We start from the raw sequence: 20,265 nt of genomic DNA on the forward strand, positions 1-20,265 counted from the left end.
ACTATATGCCTCTTACTAGTCAGGGGCATAAGAAGATGAAAGGCACACTTTCGAAATTAAAATCGTCATTAGTCAAACCAATCGAATACCAACTACCTGTTGGTGATCAATTGATAGATTTAAATCCACTCATAGGTAAAAAACTCACCTTGACCCATACAGGAAATATATTCTGTAGTAATTGCGAGAAAAAAACAAAAAAGAGTTACTCGCAAGGGCATTGCTTTGTATGTATGCGTAAGCTTGCTAGCTGTGATATGTGTATGATGAAGCCAGAGACATGTCATCACGAACAAGGGACTTGTAGAGAGCCTCAGTGGGGCTTAGAAAACTGTATGATCCCACACACTGTATACTTAGCTAATACCTCAGGCCTTAAAGTTGGGATCACCCGTCAAGTACCTACCCGCTGGGTTGACCAAGGCGCAACACAAGCGCTGCCTATATTTACAGTACAAACACGCCAACAATCAGGTTTAGTTGAGATAGCTTTAGCAGAGTTTATCAGTGATAAAACAAATTGGCGTAATATGCTTAAAGGTAATAATGAAGAAATTGATTTAAAAGCAAAAGCAGCAGAGTTAATTCCTCAAATTCAAGCTAAACTTGACGAACTTGCGCAGTTATATGGCGCGACAGCAATTACACAATTAGATGAAGAGGTCGTAGAGCTTGAATTTCCAGTATCAGAATTTCCAACAAAAATAAGCTCATTTAACTTTGATAAAAATCCAGAAGTAAGCGGAGTTTTAAAAGGCATTAAAGGTCAGTATTTAATTTTTGATAATGGCGTAATTAATATCAGAAAATTTAGCGCTTATGAAATAGAAGTAAATATTTAATAATTGAATTTATAAGAGTTAATAAGCAACTATCTTATTAACTCTTATAAATATTAGATTTCGATACCAATATTAGTTTGACCATCTGCAATCGATTTTGCTTTTAAACCTTTAATTGTATCTGAGCTTATACGACCCATACTTTCTACATAATCAATTAATTCAGACAAAACTTCAATTTCATATTTCATCAAAGGATGTTCTCTAATCGCTTCATTGTTAGCACTTAAATTATCAGAACCTAATTGATATTCTATTAATTTAGCAACTGAAGCTTGTGATATTTTACTAATATTTACAAATTCAAGTTCATCTTCAATCATCATGCCATTTAGCATACTTAATAAAGCAGTACCGGTATCAATTGCAGGATAAACACCAAACATATCAAAGTCTTCTATTTCTGGTACATTGGGCTCTATTTTATCAACTAATAGCTCTAAGTTAATTTTACTTTTTGGAAAAACTAATTTTTCCCAAATTGAATTGAGCGCATTTCTAAAAATTTTAGTATCACCAAATTCTGTAGCATCACTAAATAGCGCATAATTTGGTAACATACGTTCTAATAACGCAGCGGCTAACACTGCTTTTTGCATATAATTTAATTCACGAACACGCTGAAAGTTATTAGGCTTTTTCATTTATTTCCATCATATAATTGGGAGTGGCTACTTTATTAATTAAAGCTTTTATTTCGATATCGAACAAGACCAACACACTTCGAATCCGCAACCATTATACTCTTCACAGTTTGCGCATTGCCAGTCTTGAGAATCTTGTTGCTTAGATTGGTATTCTAGCAATATTTTTTGTGCTTGGCGCTGTTTTATCTGAGGAACTAATATTTTAACTTCTGTTTGATCTATTGGGATCTCACCAAGCGCTCCAGACAGTGACTCCCCCTTTAGCAATACCATAATTGAATTGAGTTCTAGCAAACCTTTTAAAAGATTTGCTTCTATGGCATTTTGAGCAGAGTAAGTCTCCACCCAATCAAATGCTGATATCATTAGCTAACCAACTGCTTTTGTGCATATTCAAATTTTAATTTAAACTCCATGACCTTAGCTTCTAAATTTTCAATTGTTTGAATATACTCTAAATTTTCAGAGCGTAAACTTTCATATGCCGTTCTGGCTTGATGTATTTCAGTTTCTTGCCTAGATTGCATACTTGAATTTCGACCTTTTGCAAAGTTTAATTCATTATCTTGTACTTCAAGCTTACTACGGCTTTTTAAAATTTCATCTTTGTATTCAAGTTCCAACTCTTTTAGCTGGGACACTTGATCTATAAACTCTTTCTTATCTTGCTCTAAAGCTGCAATGTTATTTTGTGCTTCAAGTAACGATGCTTCTAAACGCTTAGCTTCTTCTCTGAGATCTTTCTTTAAATCATTAAAGCGCCCTTCATTTTTTGTTGTTGAAGCTTCAGCGTTTTCTTTAAGCTTTGTAGTCTGTTGTTCTAACTCCTCAAGCTTAACTTGATATTGCTGCTCTAATTCGTCCATTTTAGCTTTAGATTCTTGTTCTAATGTTTCTTTTTGAGCTTGAGATTGCTCTTCAAGGGTTTTTATTTGTGCTTTTGTGCCTTGCTCTAAGGTTTCTATTTTATTTTTTGAACCTTGCTCTAATGTTGCTAATTCGTCTTTAGTAACTGTTAAGCTTTGCTCTAGTGAGTCCATTTCTTCAAGTAAGCGAGTATTTTCTTTTTGATACTTATTATTTGATTCACTCATTGTAGCGTTCGTTTGCGCTATATTTGAGAGTTCATCGTTGGACCCCATCAATGCTTTTTGAGACTCATTTAACGCTTCGGTAAGCTTTTTATTTTCTTGTTCAAGATTCAGCTCTTTTGAGGTTAAACTGTCACCTAGCTTTTGCAGGCGCTCAATCACTAAATCTTTTTCTTTAACGGTACTATCAAACCTTTCAATTTCGCTATTTAATGTCGCTATTTCTTGTGTTTTATCTGAGAGGATTTTAGTTTTTTGCTCATCAGTAGTAACTAATGCTTTATTTTCATCTTTCAATAAATGCACTTCTTGAGCTTGTTGATCAAGTTTTTCATCTAAAGAACTATTCTCTTCACTACGTTGTGTAATAAGTTCTTTTAACTTAGTAGATTGTAACTCGTTATGTTCTTTTTGCTTTGTTAAAGCATGCTCTGTTTGCTCAACAATATGTTGAAACTTTTCAATTTCAACTTTAGATTCATCTAATTGTTTTTTAATGGCTAAGTTTTCTTCTGAAGTATCTTCGAACGCCATTTTCAGTTTTGACAATTCTTCTTTAAATTCAGAGTTTTTATCTTCATTAAGTTTCTTATCATTCTGCAAAGCTTTAAGTTGTTCAATTTGTTTAATATTAAGCTGCTCAGACGCCTCTAACTCTTTTGATTGCACTGAGTGCTTTTTAGTTAAAGCAGCTAACTGCTGAATCGCCTTATTTAATTGCTCATCTTCATCAGATTGCTGTTGAACCATGGCAGCTTGATGGCCTTTCTCTAAAGCTTGTTGGCAAGCTGATAACATAAAACCTTGTAATTGTGGAATTAATAAATCAACCAGTTGGGTAGATGATTGCTCTATGTAAGGATATTTAGTTGATATTTCATTAAGGAGTGCACTTTTAGCCTCAGATGGCTGTAACTCTAATTTTTCTGCCATAGGTTGAAAAACATCAACTGCAGATGTAGAAGTAAAAGCTTGCAGTAATTCATGTAGCTGCTTACTTTGAGAACCCACCATTTTTTTATCCCCTTTGAGCTTTTTATATTATTATTGATTGCTCTATTATTCATTTACTTACAAAGACTAATACAAGCTGAATTAATCTTAAGGTATTTATTTATATCAGTTTAGCTGATCACTTCCATTTAGTGAACATTTAAGTAATTTACTTTTTGATAACAAAAACAATTAAAGATTTCATCAAAAAAATTGTTATTTAAATTATCTCTATACTACGCTTAAATTAAAGTAAAAGAGGGTCTTAACTCTGTGACAGATTTTTTATTCGCTAATGATGCACCAGAAACTCAATCTCCTATAGTTAATAACTTAGATGAATGGGATATTTTAGTTATTGATGATGAAGATGATATTCATCAGGTAACTAAACTTGTATTGTCTGGATTTAATTTTGAAGGTAAAAAACTTCATTTTCATCATGCTTATTCGGCAGCTGAGGCAAAAACAAAAATTAAGGAACTGCAAAATGTTGCGGTTTGCTTAGTTGACGTTGTAATGGAAACAACCCATGCAGGATTAGATTTAATAAAATATATCAGAGAAGATGCGCAAAATCATGATGTTAGATTAGTACTTAGAACAGGTCAGCCAGGTGAGGCACCTGAAGAGTCTGTTATTCGTGATTATGATATTAATGACTACAAGAACAAAACAGAGTTAACCGCGATAAAGCTAAAAACCTTATTATACTCAGCACTGAGAGCGTATAGAGATATCAGAACCATAGAAAAACACAAACATAGTCTTGAAAAAATTATAGATGCCTCTGCACATTTTCTACAATGCGATACAGTCAATCAGTTTGCCTCAACAATTTTAGATCACGTATCTGATGTTATGGGCTTAGAAGATAATGAAATATATTGTGCCGCAGCAGTTAACTCCCAATCAAAACCCGCTTCGGATTTTAAACTGTTAGCTGCATCAGGAATTACTGATACCAATGAAAACACTGAAGTACCTGAAGAAATAAAAGAGCTTTTTGTAAACGCTCATAATAAAAAAGAATCGTTAAAAAATGATAATCAATTTGTTGGTTACTTTCCGACTAAAGATGGCTTAGAAACCATGCTGTATGTAAGTAAATCATCAAAGCTACAGCCTTCAGATCATCAATTATTAGAGTTTTTCTCCAACAATATTTCCCTTGCCTACGATAATTTATGTTTACGTGAAACTGTAAGAGAATCGCAAAAAGAGCTGTCATATATTTTAGGAGAAGCAATTGAAAAACGCAGTAAAGAAACAGGCAGTCATGTTAAGCGTGTAGCTAATTATAGCTATATGCTAGCCATTAAATATGGTTTAACCCCGTATCAAGCTGAAATAATTAAATTTGCTTCACCACTACATGATATTGGCAAAATTGCCATTCCTGATATGATTTTAAATAAACCAGGAAAGCATGATGCTAATGAATGGGACATCATGCAATCACATGCTCAGCAAGGTTTTGATATATTAAAAAATTCAAATAATGAAATTTTGCAGCAAGGCGCCCTACTTGCTTATCAACATCACGAGAAATGGGATGGCTCTGGATATCCACAAGGACTCAAAGGTGAAAATATTGATATTTCAGGTAGAATTACAGCACTCGCCGATGTATTTGATGCCTTAGGTAGTGATAGGTGTTATAAAAAAGCATGGCCACTTGAGAAAATAATTGGCTTATTAAAAGAAGAAAGAGGCAAACATTTTGATCCTAAATTGATAGATCTGTTTCTTGATGATCTTGATGCTTTTCTTGCCATTAGAGACAGTTTTCCTGATTAATTAGCATTATAAATTTTTTTTTTCACTAAATACTTAAATACTTTTCCATATATTCACTTTTAGCGCTCATTTTTATTGCAATTACCTTATAGACTTTATTAAGATAGAGAGGTACCAGCTTATAAAGCTGATATTAGCAGCAGGAGTTTGCTCTCAATTAATGAGTATAAAAGGAAAATAAAGTGAGACTGGAACAATTTGAACAGTTTTTGGCACTAGCTAAATTTCGTCATTTCAGACAAGCAGCTGAGCATTGTAATTTAAGCACTTCAGCATTAACTCGCAGCATTCAAACATTAGAGCAAGAGCTCGATTGTAAATTAGTTACAAGATCAACGCGTTCAGTGTCTATCACTAAATCAGGTGAACTTTTTTTACAATATTGTACAGATACTTTAAATCAATTTTCTCATTTCAAACAAGAATTAGACCAATTCAATCACAATAGTACAACACGTATTAAAATTGGCATCACACAAAACACAGCATCTATTGCGCCATTTGTTTGTAACAATTTCATGAAAAAATTTCCTGACGTTCAAATTGAAATTCAACAACAAAATAGCCAAGAATTATCCCATAAACTAGCCTCTGCTGAGCTAGATATCACAATAGATAGCTCAAAACATATTCCCAACAATTTACCCATCACAGAGCATTTAGTTTATTTACCTGAGCAAGTCATTTTATTTGTTAATAAGAACCACCCTCTGAGCTCAGATACCTGTATAGATAAAGGCACTTTAACTCCTTACCCTATCCTTGGATGTTTATCTAAAAATCTGCAAGTTCAAAAAATGCTACAAGAAACGGCTGCATCATTGCAAAAGCTCCCCACAATGAAAGTAGGCACATTTGAGCAAATAATTGGTTACTTAAAAGATGCTGAACATGTTGCACTGGCAGGTATAGAGCATACTAATGAAATTGAAAACAACCCGGAACTTGTGATCATAAAACCAGAAAAGCAATTTCAAGACCTAACTTTAGCTATTTCTGTTGCTAGCGATAAAGAAACACATCCTGACATATTAAATTTATTAAACTATATAGATGCAGAAACCAAAATTTAATTAACGTATAATTAGCCTCCTATAAATAAACATTATTAGGTCGCTTTGTGGATAGCAACAATAACCAATTCTCCCAAACTATTGAAACTGTACTCGATAAGATTCACTGTGATGGCTATGGCGTTATTGAAAATGCCATCCCTGATGATTTAATAAAACAGCTACATCAAGACTGTATAAAGCACCCCGAAAAGTTTAATCCAGCTGGTATTGGTCGCCAACAAGATTTCAAAACAGATAAAAAAATAAGAACCGATAAAACTTTTTGGCTTGATGGCTGTAATCCTGAGCAAAAAAACTTTCTGAGCCTGATGGAGCACATAAGAACAAGCTTAAATCGTTCTTTTTATTTAGGCTTATTTGATTATGAAAGTCACTTTGCGAAGTATGAAATCGGTGATTTTTACAAAAAACATTTAGATGCTTTTAAAGGTCGTTCAAACAGAGTATTTTCGACTGTATGTTATTTAAATACACCATCAAAAGGTGGAGAATTGTTAATTTACGCGGAAAATTCAAACGATGTGATAGCAAGAGTGAGCCCCAAAGCTGGCACACTAGTAGTATTTGAAAGCGAACGTTTTGCACATGAAGTGCTCGCAGCCGATGATGTACGTTACTCTATCGCGGGTTGGTTTAGAACCAACAACTCGATAGCGGGTACCGTAGACCCATCGTCATAAAACAAAACTGTAAGTTAGCAAGTCAATTATTCTCAGACTCGCTAACTTAAACCACTCAATTTAAAGCAAGTGGGAATATCTCTGAAATTGATGATTTTAAACTACCCGTCATATCACCGACAAAACATACTTTTGAATCAGCTGGCACTTTGTTAAAAACAGCCTCTATTTGCGCTTGAATAGAACCATTTTCAACTTTTAGCTCTTCAGCATAATAATTATCTTGTTCAACTTTTACGTTTGTTAAAGCCTCAAACGCACCTAAACCTACAGGTGTAAACACAATTTCATTATTTTCTACTACGCCACCAGATAAACAACAGTAAACCTCTTTACCGTCTGCTTGTGTATGATAAACATGAAACTGAATATCACCGTCATGATCTAGCTTTAACATATCTAAAATTTGTTTATTTGTTTCTTGGCTTGCCGTTACATTAGTCAATAATTCACTATTAATTTGCATATTGCCTCCATTGAAGTTCAAAAATTTGTCACTTACTCACCTTAACAAATATTAAACAAGAAACATGCCAAAGATCAAAATAGTGAAAATGATCTAAAAAAGATCGCAGATACAAAAAAACCTGCCGAAGCAGGTTTTTTAGCAAAATAGCAACTACCATTTATGCGTAGGATAAACTCTTTACAAGGCGCTTTATTGCGACGTTTAGTGTTTTCTTAAACAAGCAATAAAGCAACGCAGTAATTAAGAATTTAGACCTCATTTGTTTTATTTCAAAAACAAAAAACCTGCCGTAGCAGGTTTTTTTTAGCAAAATAGCGATAGCCATTTATGCGTAGGATAAATCCTTTAGTACAAGGCGCTTTTTTACGACGTTTAGTGTTTTCTTAAACGAGCAATAAAGCAACGCAGTAATTAAGAATTTAGACCAGCATAAATTACATCATGCCGCCCATTCCGCCCATACCACCCATGCCGCCCATATCAGGCATAGCTGCTTGTGCAGCTGCTTCTTGTGGTACATCAGCAATCATAGCTTCTGTTGTGATCATAAGACCAGCAATTGACGCTGCGTACTGTATTGCAGAACGTGTTACTTTAGTTGGATCTAGGATGCCCATTTCGATCATATCGTTGTATTCACCAGAAGCTGCGTTGTAACCATAGCTACCTTCGCCAGCTTTAACGTTATTTACAACAACTGATGCTTCATCACCTGCGTTTGATACGATTTGACGAAGTGGTTCTTCCATTGCACGTAGTGCAACTTTAATACCGTGGTTTTGATCTTCGTTATCACCTTTAAGGTCTAATAATTTGCTTGCTGCACGTACTAATGCAACACCACCACCGGCAACAACACCTTCTTCAACCGCTGCGCGAGTTGCATGTAATGCATCTTCAACACGGTCTTTTTTCTCTTTCATTTCAATTTCAGTTGCAGCGCCAACTTTAATTACAGCAACACCACCGGCAAGTTTTGCCATGCGCTCTTGTAATTTTTCTTTATCGTAGTCAGAAGTTGCTTCTTCAATTTGTGCTTTGATTTGTGAAACACGACCTGAAATGCCATCTTGCTCGCCAGCACCATCAATGATAGTTGTATCATCTTTAGAGATAACAACACGCTTAGCTGTACCTAGGTCTTCCATTTGTGCTTTTTCAAGCTCTAGACCAATTTCTTCAGAAATTACTGTACCGCCAGTTAAGATTGCGATGTCTTGTAACATAGCTTTACGACGGTCACCAAAACCAGGTGCTTTAACAGCTGCTACTTTAACGATCCCACGCATGTTATTAACAACCAATGTTGCTAATGCTTCGCCTTCAAGATCTTCAGCAATAATTAGTAATGGCTTGCTTGCTTTTGCAACACCTTCAAGTGTTGGTAAAAGCTCACGAATACTCGATACTTTTTTATCTACTAATAAAATGAATGGGCTATCAAGTTCAACTACACCTTTCTCAGCATTGTTAATGAAGTATGGTGATAAGTAACCACGATCAAACTGCATACCTTCAACAACATCTAATTCATTTTCTAAAGTTTGACCGTCTTCAACAGTGATAACACCTGAAGCATTGCCTACTTTTTCCATTGCGTTTGCAATGATATCGCCAATTTCAGTATCTGAATTTGCAGAAATAGTACCTACTTGTGCAATTGCTTTCGTATCTGAACATGGTTGTGAAATTTCTTTTAATTCAATAACAGCTGCTGCTACTGCTTTATCGATACCACGCTTAAGATCCATTGGGTTCATACCAGCAGCAACTGATTTTAAACCTTCATTTACGATTGCTTGCGCTAATACTGTTGCAGTTGTTGTTCCGTCACCAGCAGCATCATTGGCTTTAGAAGCAACTTCTTTAACCATTTGTGCGCCCATGTTTTCAAACTTATCTGCAAGTTCAATTTCTTTAGCAACTGATACACCATCTTTAGTGATAACTGGTGCACCAAAAGATTTATCTAATACAACGTTACGTCCTTTTGGACCTAAAGTTACTTTAACTGCATTTGCTAGAATGTTTACACCCGCAAGCATTTTTGCACGAGCATCGCCTGAAAAAATTACGTCTTTAGCTGACATTTTGAATTCCTATAAAATTTTTATCTGTTCTGAGAATCAATAAATTTTTTGTAAATTTATTCTACGATTGCAACAATGTTATCTTCGCGCATGATCAAGTACTCTTGATCTTCAATTTTTTCAGTTTTTTCGATGTATTGACCAAAAAGAACTGTTTCGCCAACTTTAACTTCTAATGTTTTAAGTTCGCCATTATCTAAAATACGACCATTACCTACTGCAACGATTTCGCCACGAGTAGACTTTTCTGCTGCTGAACCCATTAATACAATGCCGCCAGCTGATTTTGTTTCTTCTTCTAAGCGTTTTACGATAACGCGATCACTTAATGGACGTAAGTTCATTTTTTATTCCTAATAATGTTGATTCTTAATATTGCGCTTAGTTATTGCAACAATAATATTTGATTATATTTATGGGGATGATTTTATTTATCCCAAGCAAAAAAGCTTAAAAATTAGATAAAAATTACTCTTTTCGCTGAAATTCACCTTCAAGCACTTTTGGTTTTGGTACTTGAGGTTCATTTTCATAAGTTTGCCCTTGGCTATTTTCTTGATTCTGTTCTTGATTGAACGGACTTTGATTAAAACCACCTGAAGAGAAGTGAAAACCATGCGCGCCAGATGATGCGCCTTTAGCTGCAACTTGCTTTAAAATGCCTGCGGCCATTTTATTACGTATTAATGGCGTTAATAATAAAAAACCAAAAATGTCAGTGACTATGCCAGGTGTTACTAATAATACACCTGCAATAATAACGCATAAGCCAGAAAATAAATCTTGCGCTGGCATTTGACCTTGCGCCATTTGAGTTTGCACATTCTTTAATGCATCAGTGCCTTGCTGCTTAACTAATTTAGCACCTATAAATGCAGTGATGATGACTAAGGCGATTGTACTCCAACCCCCAATTACCTCACTTACTTGAATTAATAATGCAATTTCTATTATCGGAATAATAATAAAAACTAATAATAATGCCTTAAACATACTAACCTCAGAGAAAATAAATTACATATAACGAAATATAAATGAGGGTTAAGCGGTCTTTTTTCAACCCAAGTTTATGCTTATTTTGCTGATTTGCTCAGCAAACTAAGGTATAAATACAACATTAAAAATTAAGTCATTGTTTGTATAGTTTAAGTTTGTATTAAGTTTGATTTTTTAAACTCTTTAAATGAGTCAAATCCACTTAATTTATTTAAAAATATAAAATATGACAGCAGCCTATCGTTTAGGCTATTTAAAGTATAAGTCTTAACTATTTACTAGACTTGATGAGGTAACAGTTCAATGCGTTTTATATCTTCAATATTTTTATCTTTGCTTTTATTTGTCAGTTTATTAACCCCTAACGCTAGCTATGCTAACAATATACTAGATGATTTAATGGCTCCACCACAGCAAACTTTTCTACCTGTCTCTGAAGCATTTAAGCTAGACTTTGATCAACAAGGCGAAAAGCTTTTTATTAATTGGGAAATCGCGCCTGAGTATTATATTTATCAAAAAAAGCTACAATTTATTGCTAAAGAGGCCAACCTTGAACAGCCTAAATTACCTGATGGACAATGGATAGAAGATGAGTTTTTTGGTAAAACTCAGGTTTACTTTAATGCATTAAATCTTGTTATTCCTATCTCAGATATTAAAGACAACGCGATCGTCAAAATTCGCTATCAAGGCTGCGCTGAAGCCGGTTTATGTTACCCGCCAGAAACTATCTCAATTCCATTAAGTACACTCAATGCAGCTAATAAAATAGTAACAACGCCTTCTAATGACATGACTACGACTTCACAAAGTAATAACGATGAATTGTCGCTTACCGATAAATTATCGCAACAAGGATTCACTAAAAACCTCATTGTATTTTTCTTCTTAGGTTTAGGTTTGGCATTTACACCTTGTGTATTCCCAATGTTTCCAATTTTATCTAGCCTAATTGCAGGACAATCAGGCTCATTATCTACAAAACGTGCTTTTGCTTTATCTTTTGTTTATGTACAAGGCATGGCAATCACATATGCCTTATTAGGCTTGGTCGTTGCAACCTTAGGCGGTCAAGTACAAGCCTATTTACAACACCCTTATGTATTAATCAGCTTTAGTTTATTGTTTGTTGTTTTAGCGCTATCTATGTTTGGTTTATTTGAAATAAGACTACCAAGTAGCTGGATGTCGCGTTTGACGCAAATGAGTAATCAGCAAAAAAGTGGCAATTATGTTGGTGTATTTTTAATGGGAGTATTATCCGGCTTAATCGCTTCGCCTTGTACAACCGCACCACTTTCAGGTGTTTTATTATATGTCGCTCAAAATGGTGATTATTTTGTAGGTGGTATCACGCTATATGTATTGAGTATGGGCATGGGTTTACCTTTATTATTATTAGGCACTTCTGGTGGTAAGCTATTGCCTAAGTCTGGTAGTTGGATGGATCAAGTTAAAACCTTATTTGGTTTTATCATGTTAGTTGTACCTTTAATATTGTTAGAGCGTATTTTAAGTTTTGATATTATTTTAACTTTAGGCGCAATACTTATGATAGCAACTGCAACATATTTATATTATTGGCATACGCAAACAACACAAGCTAAGGGTAAAACAATATTATGGTTAAGTGCTTTTATTATATTATTTTCAGCGCTAAGCCTATTACAGAAACTTTATTTAACAACGGATACTGCGCCAAGTCAGCAAACCCAAACCATCACTAGTGAACAAAGTAATGGAGAATTCATAAAAGTCGCTGATTTAGCTGAACTTAATGAAGCGATTAAGCTTGCCAATCAAAACGATAAATTAGTTATGGTAGATTTATATGCTGATTGGTGTGTTGCTTGTAAAGAATTTGAACATTATACCTTTACCGATCCTAAGGTACTTAAAGCATTTTCTGGTTATGAATTAATACAAGTAGATTTAACCGATGCCAATGATACTAATATGGCATTTATGAAACACTTTAATGTGTTTGGTTTACCAAGTATTTTGTTTTTTGATAAAAACGGTGTTGAACTCACGTCTGAACGTGTCACCGGCTTTATGGATGCTGATAATTTTTCAGCGCATTTAGATAAATTAAAATAGCAAAAAACTTAAAGAGCTAAAATTAAATTATAAAATTTTAGCTCTGCTTTTATCAAACCTCTCTATCTTTATGTTAAAGATTTAATGTCACCTTTTTAAAGATAAACTAAATCTCCCCAGCTGTATTATCGGCATTAAGCTTCACACCTGACTTTTTACTGATTAGACCAGTATTTTGCTGCTATTTTCTTTGAAATAACTATAATCGTTGCTGAACGTGATAAAAAGTTGCGATTTAAGTCAGAACCTATTAAGTTATGACTCAAATCATAAAAAACAACGACACTCACAACATTTAAGGAAAGTTCGCAGAAAATGACTGCTAAATTTAAACTTTTAGTCCTAAATGGACCAAATTTAAATATGTTAGGTAAAAGAGAGCCTGAAACGTACGGTTCACAAACCCTTGACGATATTACCGCATCATTAACGCAACAAGCTCTTAAGCTTAATATTGAGCTGGAGCACTTCCAAAGTAATGGTGAGCAAGCATTAATAGAGCGTATACATTCAGCTTGGGGCAAGGTTGATTTTATTATTATTAACCCCGCCGCATTTACACATACCAGTGTCGCTTTAAGAGATGCATTACTAAGTGTTGATATACCTTTTTATGAAGTGCATTTATCAAACGTTCACAAAAGAGAAGCTTTTAGACATCACTCGTATTTTTCTGATGTTGCACAAGGCGTACTCGTAGGATTTGGTGCAATGGGTTATTCCATGGCTTTAACAGCCGCGGCAAACCAATTGCAAAACACACATTAATATAAAATAGAGACGGGTTTATCCATGGATATTCGTAAGATAAAAAAATTAATTGAGCTAGTTGAAGAGTCTGGTATTTCTGAATTAGAAATCACTGAAGGTGAAGAATCAGTACGTATTAACCGTTACAGCCCAGCTCCTGTTATGACTCAAGCAATGGCAGCACCAATTGCAGCTCCGGCTCCAGTAGCAGCTGCTCCTGCAGTTGCTGCACCAGCAGCAGAAAGCGCTCCAGCAGCAATTTCTGGTCACGTTGTTAAATCTCCAATGGTTGGTACTTTCTATCGTTCAGCTTCTCCTGAAGCGCCTTCATATGTAGAAGTTGGTTCTACAGTAAATGTTGGCGATACTTTATGTATTTTAGAAGCTATGAAAATGATGAATCAAATCGAAGCTGATAAAGCTGGCGTGATCAAAGAGATTTTAGTTAATAACGAAGATCCAATCGAATTTGATCAACCACTATTTATCATCGAATAATCTAAGGCAAACGCTATGTTAGATAAAGTTGTTATCGCAAACCGAGGCGAAATTGCACTTCGTATATTGCGTGCCTGTAAAGAGCTTGGCATCAAAACTGTTGCCGTGCATTCTACTGCAGACAGAGATCTAAAACATGTATTGTTAGCCGATGAAACGATTTGTATCGGTAAACCTTCTGCTTTAGAAAGTTACTTAGATATCCCTCGCATTATTGCCGCTGCTGAAGTTACTGATGCTGTTGCGATACACCCAGGTTACGGATTTTTAGCTGAAAATGCTGATTTTGCTGACCAAGTTGAGCAAAGTGGTTTTATCTTTATCGGTCCTAAAGGCGATACTATTCGCATCATGGGTGATAAAGTTGAAGCAATCAAAGCGATGCGTAAAGCCGGTGTACCATGTGTACCAGGCTCAGACGGTCCATTGACTGAAGATGCTGAACGTAACCTGCAAATTGCAAAACGCATTGGTTATCCTGTGATCATTAAAGCTGCCGGTGGTGGTGGTGGTCGTGGTATGCGTGTTGTACGTAACGATGAAGAATTAATTGATTCTATTGCATTAACGCAAAGTGAAGCACAGCAATTCTTCGGTAATCCAATGGTTTACATGGAGAAATTCCTTGAAAACCCACGCCATATCGAAGTGCAAGTATTAGCTGATGGTCAAGGTAATGCAATTCACTTAGGTGAGCGTGATTGTTCTATGCAGCGTCGTCATCAAAAAGTAGTTGAAGAAGCGCCAGCACCAGGTATTACTGAAGAAATGCGTAAATTCATTGGTGAGCGTTGTACACGTGCATGTATCGATATTAATTATCGTGGTGCAGGTACATTTGAGTTCCTATATGAAAATGGCGAATTCTACTTCATTGAAATGAATACACGTATTCAAGTTGAGCATCCTGTAACTGAAATGGTTACTGGTGTTGACTTAATCAAAGAGCAACTAAAAATAGCTGCTGGTCAACCGCTAAGTCTCACTCAAGATGATATCGTGATTAAAGGTCATGCTGTTGAGTGTCGTATTAATGCAGAAGATCCAGTGTCATTTATTCCTTCACCGGGTAAAATTACACGTTTCCACCCTGCCGGTGGTTTAGGTGTACGTTGGGATAGCCATATTTATGCTGATTACAGCGTACCACCATATTATGACTCTATGGTAGGTAAGTTAATTACTTATGGTGAAAACCGTGATATCGCGATTGCGCGTGCACGAATCGCTTTAGATGAATTAGTAATTGAAGGTATTAAAACTAATATCCCATTACATAAAGAAATCTTAGCCGATGAAAACTTCCAAAATGGTGGTACAAACATCCACTATTTAGAAAAGAAATTAGGTCTACAATAAGTTAATAACTTATTAACCGAACTAATTATAAAGCCAGCATTTGCTGGCTTTTTTGTACATTTAATTTTAAAACCAACAAGATCAACAAAGCTGCTTTCCTGTACTACACTTAGACAAAGAAATTTGATACTGAATATTTAAGGAAGAGTGTCGCTATGCACTATGCGTTATCAGCTGATGAATTTAGCCATGCACTCGATATGGTAAAAGAGTCAGTGGTAATTTTAAATGATGACGGACAAATCCTTTGGGCTAACAAAAAAACAAAAACACTTTTTAACTTTAATTCACAAGAACTTAAAGGTAAAGAATTTGCCAGACTAATAACAAGTAGCCAAGATCAACCAAACAACTGTGATTTAACTCACTTTCTAGCTGAAAATAATTTATTGCAAAATAATGATGCGAAAGAGGTCATATGCAATCAAAAAAATGGCACCCCTTTTCCTGCGCTTTTACATTTAAACAAAACAAAAATCAATGAGCGATGGCTTTTATGTGTCACCATAAATGACCTCACTGAAAAAGCTAAAATACAAGAAAATATGCTTTGGTCTTCAACTCACGACCCTCTGACTAAATTACCTAACAGACAACTTTTACAAACTAAGCTACAAGATGCAATTCAACAAACAGTGATAGAACAAAACCATATTGCGCTTATATTTATAGATTTAGATAATTTTAAATTAGTAAATGATACTTATGGCCATGAGATGGGAGATAGACTGTTAAAAATCATAGCAGATATTTTATCTCATTCTGCTCGCCCTCATGATACTGTTGCCCGGTTTGGGGGCGATGAATTTGTTATTCTTTGTGAAGAACTAAGCAATCAAGATGAAGTTGTTGACATAGTAAATGATATTTTAGATTCATTACATCAGCCTATGACATTAGAAAACATTGAATATGTTGCGACTGCAAGCATTGGCATCGCTTTTGATGATGCAGGCTCTAAAAATGCTCAGGATTTATTAAAAGATGCCGATGCAGCTATGTATCGCGCTAAAGATTTGGGTCGAGATCAGTGGATATTTTTTAAAGACTCAATGCACTCAGATACCAGACAAAAACTCAGTATCGCAATGGGTTTACACGATGCATTAGCAAGTGGAGAGTTTCATATCGTGATCCAACCCTCTTATCATCTTAGCCCTTTTAAAATTGCCGGAGGTGAAGCGCTTATTCGCTGGATACATAAGGGCGAGTTAATCTCTCCGGCAGACTTTATTCCTTTGGCTGAAACAAACGGTTTTATTTACGACATTGGCTTATGGGTATTTCAACAGTGCTGTCAATTGATGATTAAATGGCAACATAGGTTTGATTCAGGCGAACTTGAATACATTTCAGTCAATGTATCCACCCGACAACTAATGGATAATAATTTATTAAAAGATTTTAAAGCAACCTTAGAGAGTACAAGTGTTAACCCTGCTTACATCCTGCTAGAAATCACAGAAACTGCTATAATGGAAGATGCAGGACAAGACTTAGAGATTTTACATCAACTTAAAGGGATGGGTTTTAGAATTGCCATAGATGATTTTGGTACCGGATATTCTAGTTTTAGCCAGCTGGTAAACCTGCCTTTAGATATTTTAAAAATTGATCGCTGTTTTATTATTCCACTAGAAAAAAAGCCACAAAGTCGCACCTTAGCAAAAGCAATTATAGATTTAGCCCACAACCTCGGAACAAGCGTTGTTGCAGAAGGTATTGAAGATGAGTTCCATGAAACATTTTTAATTGAGAATAACTGCGACAAAGTACAAGGTTTTAAATATTCTAAACCTATCCCATTAAACGAATTTGAGAAGTTGATTTTATAATAGTTCTGCTACCTAGATCAATTAAGACCACATCGTGGCAACCTTAAAATACAAATCAATAAACTAACAGAAACTGTAAAAATCAATACCTTTCCATAGATTAACAACATATCAAAAACAAAAAAGCCTGACTAAGTAGCAGGCTTTTTATGGCTATTACAATTAGCAAGGCTAAAGTCTCGCTTATAAATCAGCTACACTAGTTGCTGAACAATAACGGCATCCGCTTTTCTAGTATAGAGCTCCATTTTATGAAAGTTTAAGTAACGATAAGTATCCGCAGCTGTTGCATCTATTTTTGCTGCATATTGCATATACTCTGCTGGCGTAGGTAACTTACCTAAAATGGCACCGACACCAGCAAGTTCAGCAGAAGTCAGATATACATTGGCACCATTACCTAAGCGGTTAGGGAAATTACGAGTAGATGTTGATAAAACAGTTGCTTTATCTGCTACACGAGCTTGGTTACCCATACATAAAGAACACCCTGGCGCTTCAATACGTGCGCCGGCTTTTCCATAAATAGAAAAGTAACCTTCATCGCTTAATTGTGCGCTATCCATTTTAGTTGGCGGTGTCACCCACATTCGTGTTGGTAACGTACCACCAAAACTATCGATCAATTTACCCGCGGCGCGAAAATGACCAATATTCGTCATACATGAACCAATAAATACTTCATCAACCGCCACACCAGCGACATCTGATAATAGTTTTGCATCATCGGGATCATTTGGACAACATACAATTGGTTCTTTTATATCTGCTAAATCAATTTCAATCACATGTGCATATTCAGCGTTTGCATCTGCAGACATAAGTGAAGGATCAGCTAACCATTTTTGCATACCGGCAATACGGCGCTCAATTGTACGTACATCACCGTAACCTTCACTGATCATCCACTTAAGCATCACAATATTAGATTCCAGATATTCTGCTACAGCACTTTCTTCTAACTTAATTGAACAACCCGCAGCTGAACGCTCAGCCGATGCATCCGAAAGCTCAAATGCTTGCTCAACAGTTAAACCTTTAAGACCTTCAATCTCTAATACCCGACCAGAGAATTCATTGACTTTACCCGCCTTTTCAACGGTTAAAAGACCATTTTTAATGCCGTAATAAGGAATCGCATGTACTAAATCACGTAAAGTAATACCCGGCTGCATATCACCTTTAAAACGTATCAATACAGACTCAGGCATGTCTAATGGCATAACACCTGTCGCTGCAGCAAAAGCTACTAAGCCTGAACCTGCAGGAAACGAAATACCTAATGGGAAACGTGTATGAGAGTCTCCCCCAGTTCCTACAGTATCAGGTAATAACATACGGTTTAACCAAGAGTGAATAACACCGTCACCAGGGCGTAGTGATACTCCGCCACGATTCATCATAAAGTCAGGTAAAGTATGATGTGTTAATACATCTACAGGTTTAGGATAAGCTGATGTATGACAGAAAGACTGCATCGTTAAATCTGCAGAGAAACCTAAACATGCTAAGTCTTTTAGTTCATCACGTGTCATAGGACCGGTTGTATCTTGAGAGCCTACAGTTGTCATTTTAGGCTCGCAATATTGACCCGCACGAACACCTTCAATACCGCATGCTTTACCAACCATCTTTTGAGCCAACGTATATCCTTTAGTCGATTCAGCGATGTCTTCTGGTTTAGAAAATAACTCAGTTTCAGCTAACTCTAATGCTTCACGAGCACGGCCTGTTAAACCTCGACCGATGATCAGTGGAATACGACCACCAGCACGCACTTCATCTAATAATACAGGACTAAGTTCAAATGTTGATATCACTTCGCCAGTAGCATTTTTTACAAGACCTTCGTAAGGGTAAATATCAATAACATCACCCATATTCATTTTTTGAACATCTAATTCAATGGGTAATGCACCTGAATCTTCCATTGTATTATAAAAGATAGGCGCTATTTTACCGCCTAAACATACACCGCCACCACGTTTATTAGGAATAAAAGGAATGTCATCACCCATAAACCATAAAACAGAGTTAGTAGCCGATTTACGAGATGAACCCGTGCCAACAACATCACCCACATAAGCCAGTGGGATCCCCTCTTGCTGCAATTTTTCAATTTGCGTTATCGGGCCTATACTACCGTCATCATCTGGATTAATATCATCACGTGCAATTTTAAGCATGGCTTTAGCGTGCAGCGGAATATCAGGACGTGACCAAGCATCAGGGGCAGGAGATAAATCATCGGTATTTGTTTCGCCTGTGACTTTAAATACTTTTACAGTAACTTTTTCAGCTACCTTATCTTTAGACGTAAACCATTCACCGTCAGCCCAAGATTGCATAACTTGCTTAGCTGCAACATTGCCTTTTTCAGCTAATTCTTTCACATCATAAAATGCATCAAACATTAATAATGTGTGAGATAAACCTTTGGCAGCAGTTGCTGCTAATGCCTCATCACCTAATAACTCAATCAAAGGTTGAATATTGTAACCACCAAGCATAGTAGCTAACAGTTCAGTCGCTTTTTCTGCAGATAAAATTGGAGATTTTGCTTCACCTTGAGTTACCCCAGCTAGAAACCCAGCTTTAACATAGGCAGCATCATCAACACCAGCAGGTACACGATTAGTTAAAAGATCTAATAAAAACTCTTCTTCGCCTGTAGGTGGATTTTTAACTAATTCAACTAAATCTGCAGTTTGTTCTGCATCTAGTGCTTTAGGTACAATCCCTTGTGCTGCACGTTCTGCTACGTGATTTCGATATTCTTGAAGCATGATATGCCCTCTTGGTGACGTCCTTATATTCAACAACTCTAGCAGAGTTACAGAAGATGTTTATTAATCAGACTAAAAACATATCAAAAGTATACGATTTTTTTCGCTAGATGAAAGTGAGTGAAGCGGATCCTTACTTTATACTTATTATAAATTTGATGAATAGATCAACTTATTTTCATAAATTGTAGGCATAAGGTTTTAGTAGAAATGAGATCTCTAAGGTAAGTTAGAGATCTTAATTTTTGTA

At 35.7% G+C, this 20,265-nt stretch carries 17 protein-coding genes; 9 read left to right on the forward strand and 8 right to left on the reverse strand.

Annotated features, from left to right (window positions below):
- The first annotated feature begins 35 nt into the window (after positions 1-35).
- On the forward strand, positions 36-842 hold the full coding sequence (locus KO527_RS08915) for a DUF2797 domain-containing protein (RefSeq protein ID WP_216039964.1): 807 nt from the start codon (positions 36-38) through the stop codon (positions 840-842).
- A gap of 53 nt (positions 843-895) precedes the next feature.
- On the opposite strand, the gene KO527_RS08920 is transcribed toward KO527_RS08915, so the two are convergent.
- From KO527_RS08920 to KO527_RS08930, 3 genes are read right to left on the reverse strand one after another with little or no spacing between them, the layout of a single operon-like run.
- Positions 896-1,486, reverse strand: coding sequence for a YjaG family protein (locus KO527_RS08920; protein ID WP_216039965.1), 591 nt, complete (start codon positions 1,484-1,486; stop codon positions 896-898).
- 48 nt (positions 1,487-1,534) lie between these two features.
- Positions 1,535-1,855 (reverse strand): DUF2007 domain-containing protein, encoded by a 321-nt coding sequence (locus KO527_RS08925; protein WP_216039966.1) that lies wholly within the window; start codon positions 1,853-1,855, stop codon positions 1,535-1,537.
- Positions 1,855-3,594 carry a hypothetical protein gene (locus tag KO527_RS08930; protein ID WP_216039967.1) on the reverse strand — a complete coding sequence of 580 codons (1,740 nt, stop codon included), beginning with the start codon at positions 3,592-3,594 and terminating at the stop codon, positions 1,855-1,857. Before KO527_RS08930 ends, KO527_RS08925 begins: the two co-directional genes overlap by 1 nt.
- Before the next feature lie 252 nt (positions 3,595-3,846).
- On the opposite strand from KO527_RS08930, the gene KO527_RS08935 reads away from it, so the two are divergent.
- From KO527_RS08935 to KO527_RS08945, 3 genes are all read left to right on the forward strand, one after another.
- The gene (locus KO527_RS08935; protein ID WP_216039968.1) at positions 3,847-5,373 is read left to right on the forward strand and encodes a DUF3369 domain-containing protein; all 1,527 of its coding nucleotides are present in this window, start codon (positions 3,847-3,849) and stop codon (positions 5,371-5,373) included.
- A gap of 182 nt (positions 5,374-5,555) precedes the next feature.
- Positions 5,556-6,446 (forward strand): LysR family transcriptional regulator, encoded by an 891-nt coding sequence (locus tag KO527_RS08940; protein WP_216039969.1) that lies wholly within the window; start codon positions 5,556-5,558, stop codon positions 6,444-6,446.
- 80 nt (positions 6,447-6,526) lie between these two features.
- Positions 6,527-7,129 carry a 2OG-Fe(II) oxygenase gene (locus KO527_RS08945; RefSeq protein WP_216040030.1) on the forward strand — a complete coding sequence of 201 codons (603 nt, stop codon included), beginning with the start codon at positions 6,527-6,529 and terminating at the stop codon, positions 7,127-7,129.
- A 55-nt stretch (positions 7,130-7,184) separates the two neighbouring features.
- On the opposite strand, the gene KO527_RS08950 is transcribed toward KO527_RS08945, so the two are convergent.
- The 4 genes from KO527_RS08950 to KO527_RS08965 all read right to left on the reverse strand — a co-directional run bounded on the left by KO527_RS08950 (position 7,185) and on the right by KO527_RS08965 (position 10,681).
- Positions 7,185-7,595, reverse strand: a complete 411-nt coding sequence (locus tag KO527_RS08950) for a hypothetical protein (protein WP_216039970.1) — start codon at positions 7,593-7,595, stop codon at positions 7,185-7,187.
- A 437-nt stretch (positions 7,596-8,032) separates the two neighbouring features.
- On the reverse strand, positions 8,033-9,688 hold the full coding sequence (gene groL / locus KO527_RS08955; RefSeq protein WP_216039971.1) for a chaperonin GroEL: 1,656 nt from the start codon (positions 9,686-9,688) through the stop codon (positions 8,033-8,035).
- 56 nt (positions 9,689-9,744) lie between these two features.
- Positions 9,745-10,032: a co-chaperone GroES gene (locus tag KO527_RS08960; RefSeq protein ID WP_042146947.1), complete on the reverse strand. Its 288-nt coding sequence runs from the start codon at positions 10,030-10,032 to the stop codon at positions 9,745-9,747.
- Positions 10,033-10,156: 124 nt separating this feature from the next.
- The gene (locus tag KO527_RS08965; protein WP_216039972.1) at positions 10,157-10,681 is read right to left on the reverse strand and encodes an FxsA family protein; all 525 of its coding nucleotides are present in this window, start codon (positions 10,679-10,681) and stop codon (positions 10,157-10,159) included.
- A gap of 306 nt (positions 10,682-10,987) precedes the next feature.
- On the opposite strand from KO527_RS08965, the gene KO527_RS08970 reads away from it, so the two are divergent.
- From KO527_RS08970 to KO527_RS08990, 5 genes are all read left to right on the forward strand, one after another.
- Complete coding sequence (locus tag KO527_RS08970; protein ID WP_216039973.1) at positions 10,988-12,787, forward strand: protein-disulfide reductase DsbD; 1,800 nt, start codon at positions 10,988-10,990, stop codon at positions 12,785-12,787.
- Between the two features lie 315 nt (positions 12,788-13,102).
- Positions 13,103-13,555 carry a type II 3-dehydroquinate dehydratase gene (gene aroQ / locus KO527_RS08975; RefSeq protein WP_042146938.1) on the forward strand — a complete coding sequence of 151 codons (453 nt, stop codon included), beginning with the start codon at positions 13,103-13,105 and terminating at the stop codon, positions 13,553-13,555.
- Between the two features lie 24 nt (positions 13,556-13,579).
- On the forward strand, positions 13,580-14,035 hold the full coding sequence (gene accB / locus KO527_RS08980; protein WP_216039974.1) for an acetyl-CoA carboxylase biotin carboxyl carrier protein: 456 nt from the start codon (positions 13,580-13,582) through the stop codon (positions 14,033-14,035).
- A 15-nt stretch (positions 14,036-14,050) separates the two neighbouring features.
- Positions 14,051-15,394 carry an acetyl-CoA carboxylase biotin carboxylase subunit gene (gene accC, locus KO527_RS08985; protein WP_216039975.1) on the forward strand — a complete coding sequence of 448 codons (1,344 nt, stop codon included), beginning with the start codon at positions 14,051-14,053 and terminating at the stop codon, positions 15,392-15,394.
- A 155-nt stretch (positions 15,395-15,549) separates the two neighbouring features.
- On the forward strand, positions 15,550-17,229 hold the full coding sequence (locus tag KO527_RS08990) for an EAL domain-containing protein (RefSeq protein WP_216039976.1): 1,680 nt from the start codon (positions 15,550-15,552) through the stop codon (positions 17,227-17,229).
- A 194-nt stretch (positions 17,230-17,423) separates the two neighbouring features.
- Here KO527_RS08990 and acnB read toward each other — a convergent pair whose 3' ends face one another.
- Complete coding sequence (gene acnB, locus KO527_RS08995; protein ID WP_216039977.1) at positions 17,424-20,015, reverse strand: bifunctional aconitate hydratase 2/2-methylisocitrate dehydratase; 2,592 nt, start codon at positions 20,013-20,015, stop codon at positions 17,424-17,426.
- Between the last annotated feature and the right edge of the window lie 250 nt (positions 20,016-20,265).

This window comes from Pseudoalteromonas sp. C2R02, from assembly GCF_018860845.1.
Classification (GTDB): Bacteria; Pseudomonadota; Gammaproteobacteria; order Enterobacterales; family Alteromonadaceae; genus Pseudoalteromonas.

Coding starts and splice junctions, on each gene's coding strand:
- KO527_RS08915 (WP_216039964.1), top strand. CDS start 36: ATGAAAGGCACACTTTCGAAATTAAAATCGTCATTAGTCAAACCAATC.
- KO527_RS08920 (WP_216039965.1), bottom strand. CDS start 1,486: ATGAAAAAGCCTAATAACTTTCAGCGTGTTCGTGAATTAAATTATATG.
- KO527_RS08925 (WP_216039966.1), bottom strand. CDS start 1,855: ATGATATCAGCATTTGATTGGGTGGAGACTTACTCTGCTCAAAATGCC.
- KO527_RS08930 (WP_216039967.1), bottom strand. CDS start 3,594: ATGGTGGGTTCTCAAAGTAAGCAGCTACATGAATTACTGCAAGCTTTT.
- KO527_RS08950 (WP_216039970.1), bottom strand. CDS start 7,595: ATGCAAATTAATAGTGAATTATTGACTAATGTAACGGCAAGCCAAGAA.
- groL (WP_216039971.1), bottom strand. CDS start 9,688: ATGTCAGCTAAAGACGTAATTTTTTCAGGCGATGCTCGTGCAAAAATG.
- KO527_RS08960 (WP_042146947.1), bottom strand. CDS start 10,032: ATGAACTTACGTCCATTAAGTGATCGCGTTATCGTAAAACGCTTAGAA.
- KO527_RS08965 (WP_216039972.1), bottom strand. CDS start 10,681: ATGTTTAAGGCATTATTATTAGTTTTTATTATTATTCCGATAATAGAA.
- KO527_RS08970 (WP_216039973.1), top strand. CDS start 10,988: ATGCGTTTTATATCTTCAATATTTTTATCTTTGCTTTTATTTGTCAGT.
- aroQ (WP_042146938.1), top strand. CDS start 13,103: ATGACTGCTAAATTTAAACTTTTAGTCCTAAATGGACCAAATTTAAAT.
- accB (WP_216039974.1), top strand. CDS start 13,580: ATGGATATTCGTAAGATAAAAAAATTAATTGAGCTAGTTGAAGAGTCT.
- accC (WP_216039975.1), top strand. CDS start 14,051: ATGTTAGATAAAGTTGTTATCGCAAACCGAGGCGAAATTGCACTTCGT.
- KO527_RS08990 (WP_216039976.1), top strand. CDS start 15,550: ATGCACTATGCGTTATCAGCTGATGAATTTAGCCATGCACTCGATATG.
- acnB (WP_216039977.1), bottom strand. CDS start 20,015: ATGCTTCAAGAATATCGAAATCACGTAGCAGAACGTGCAGCACAAGGG.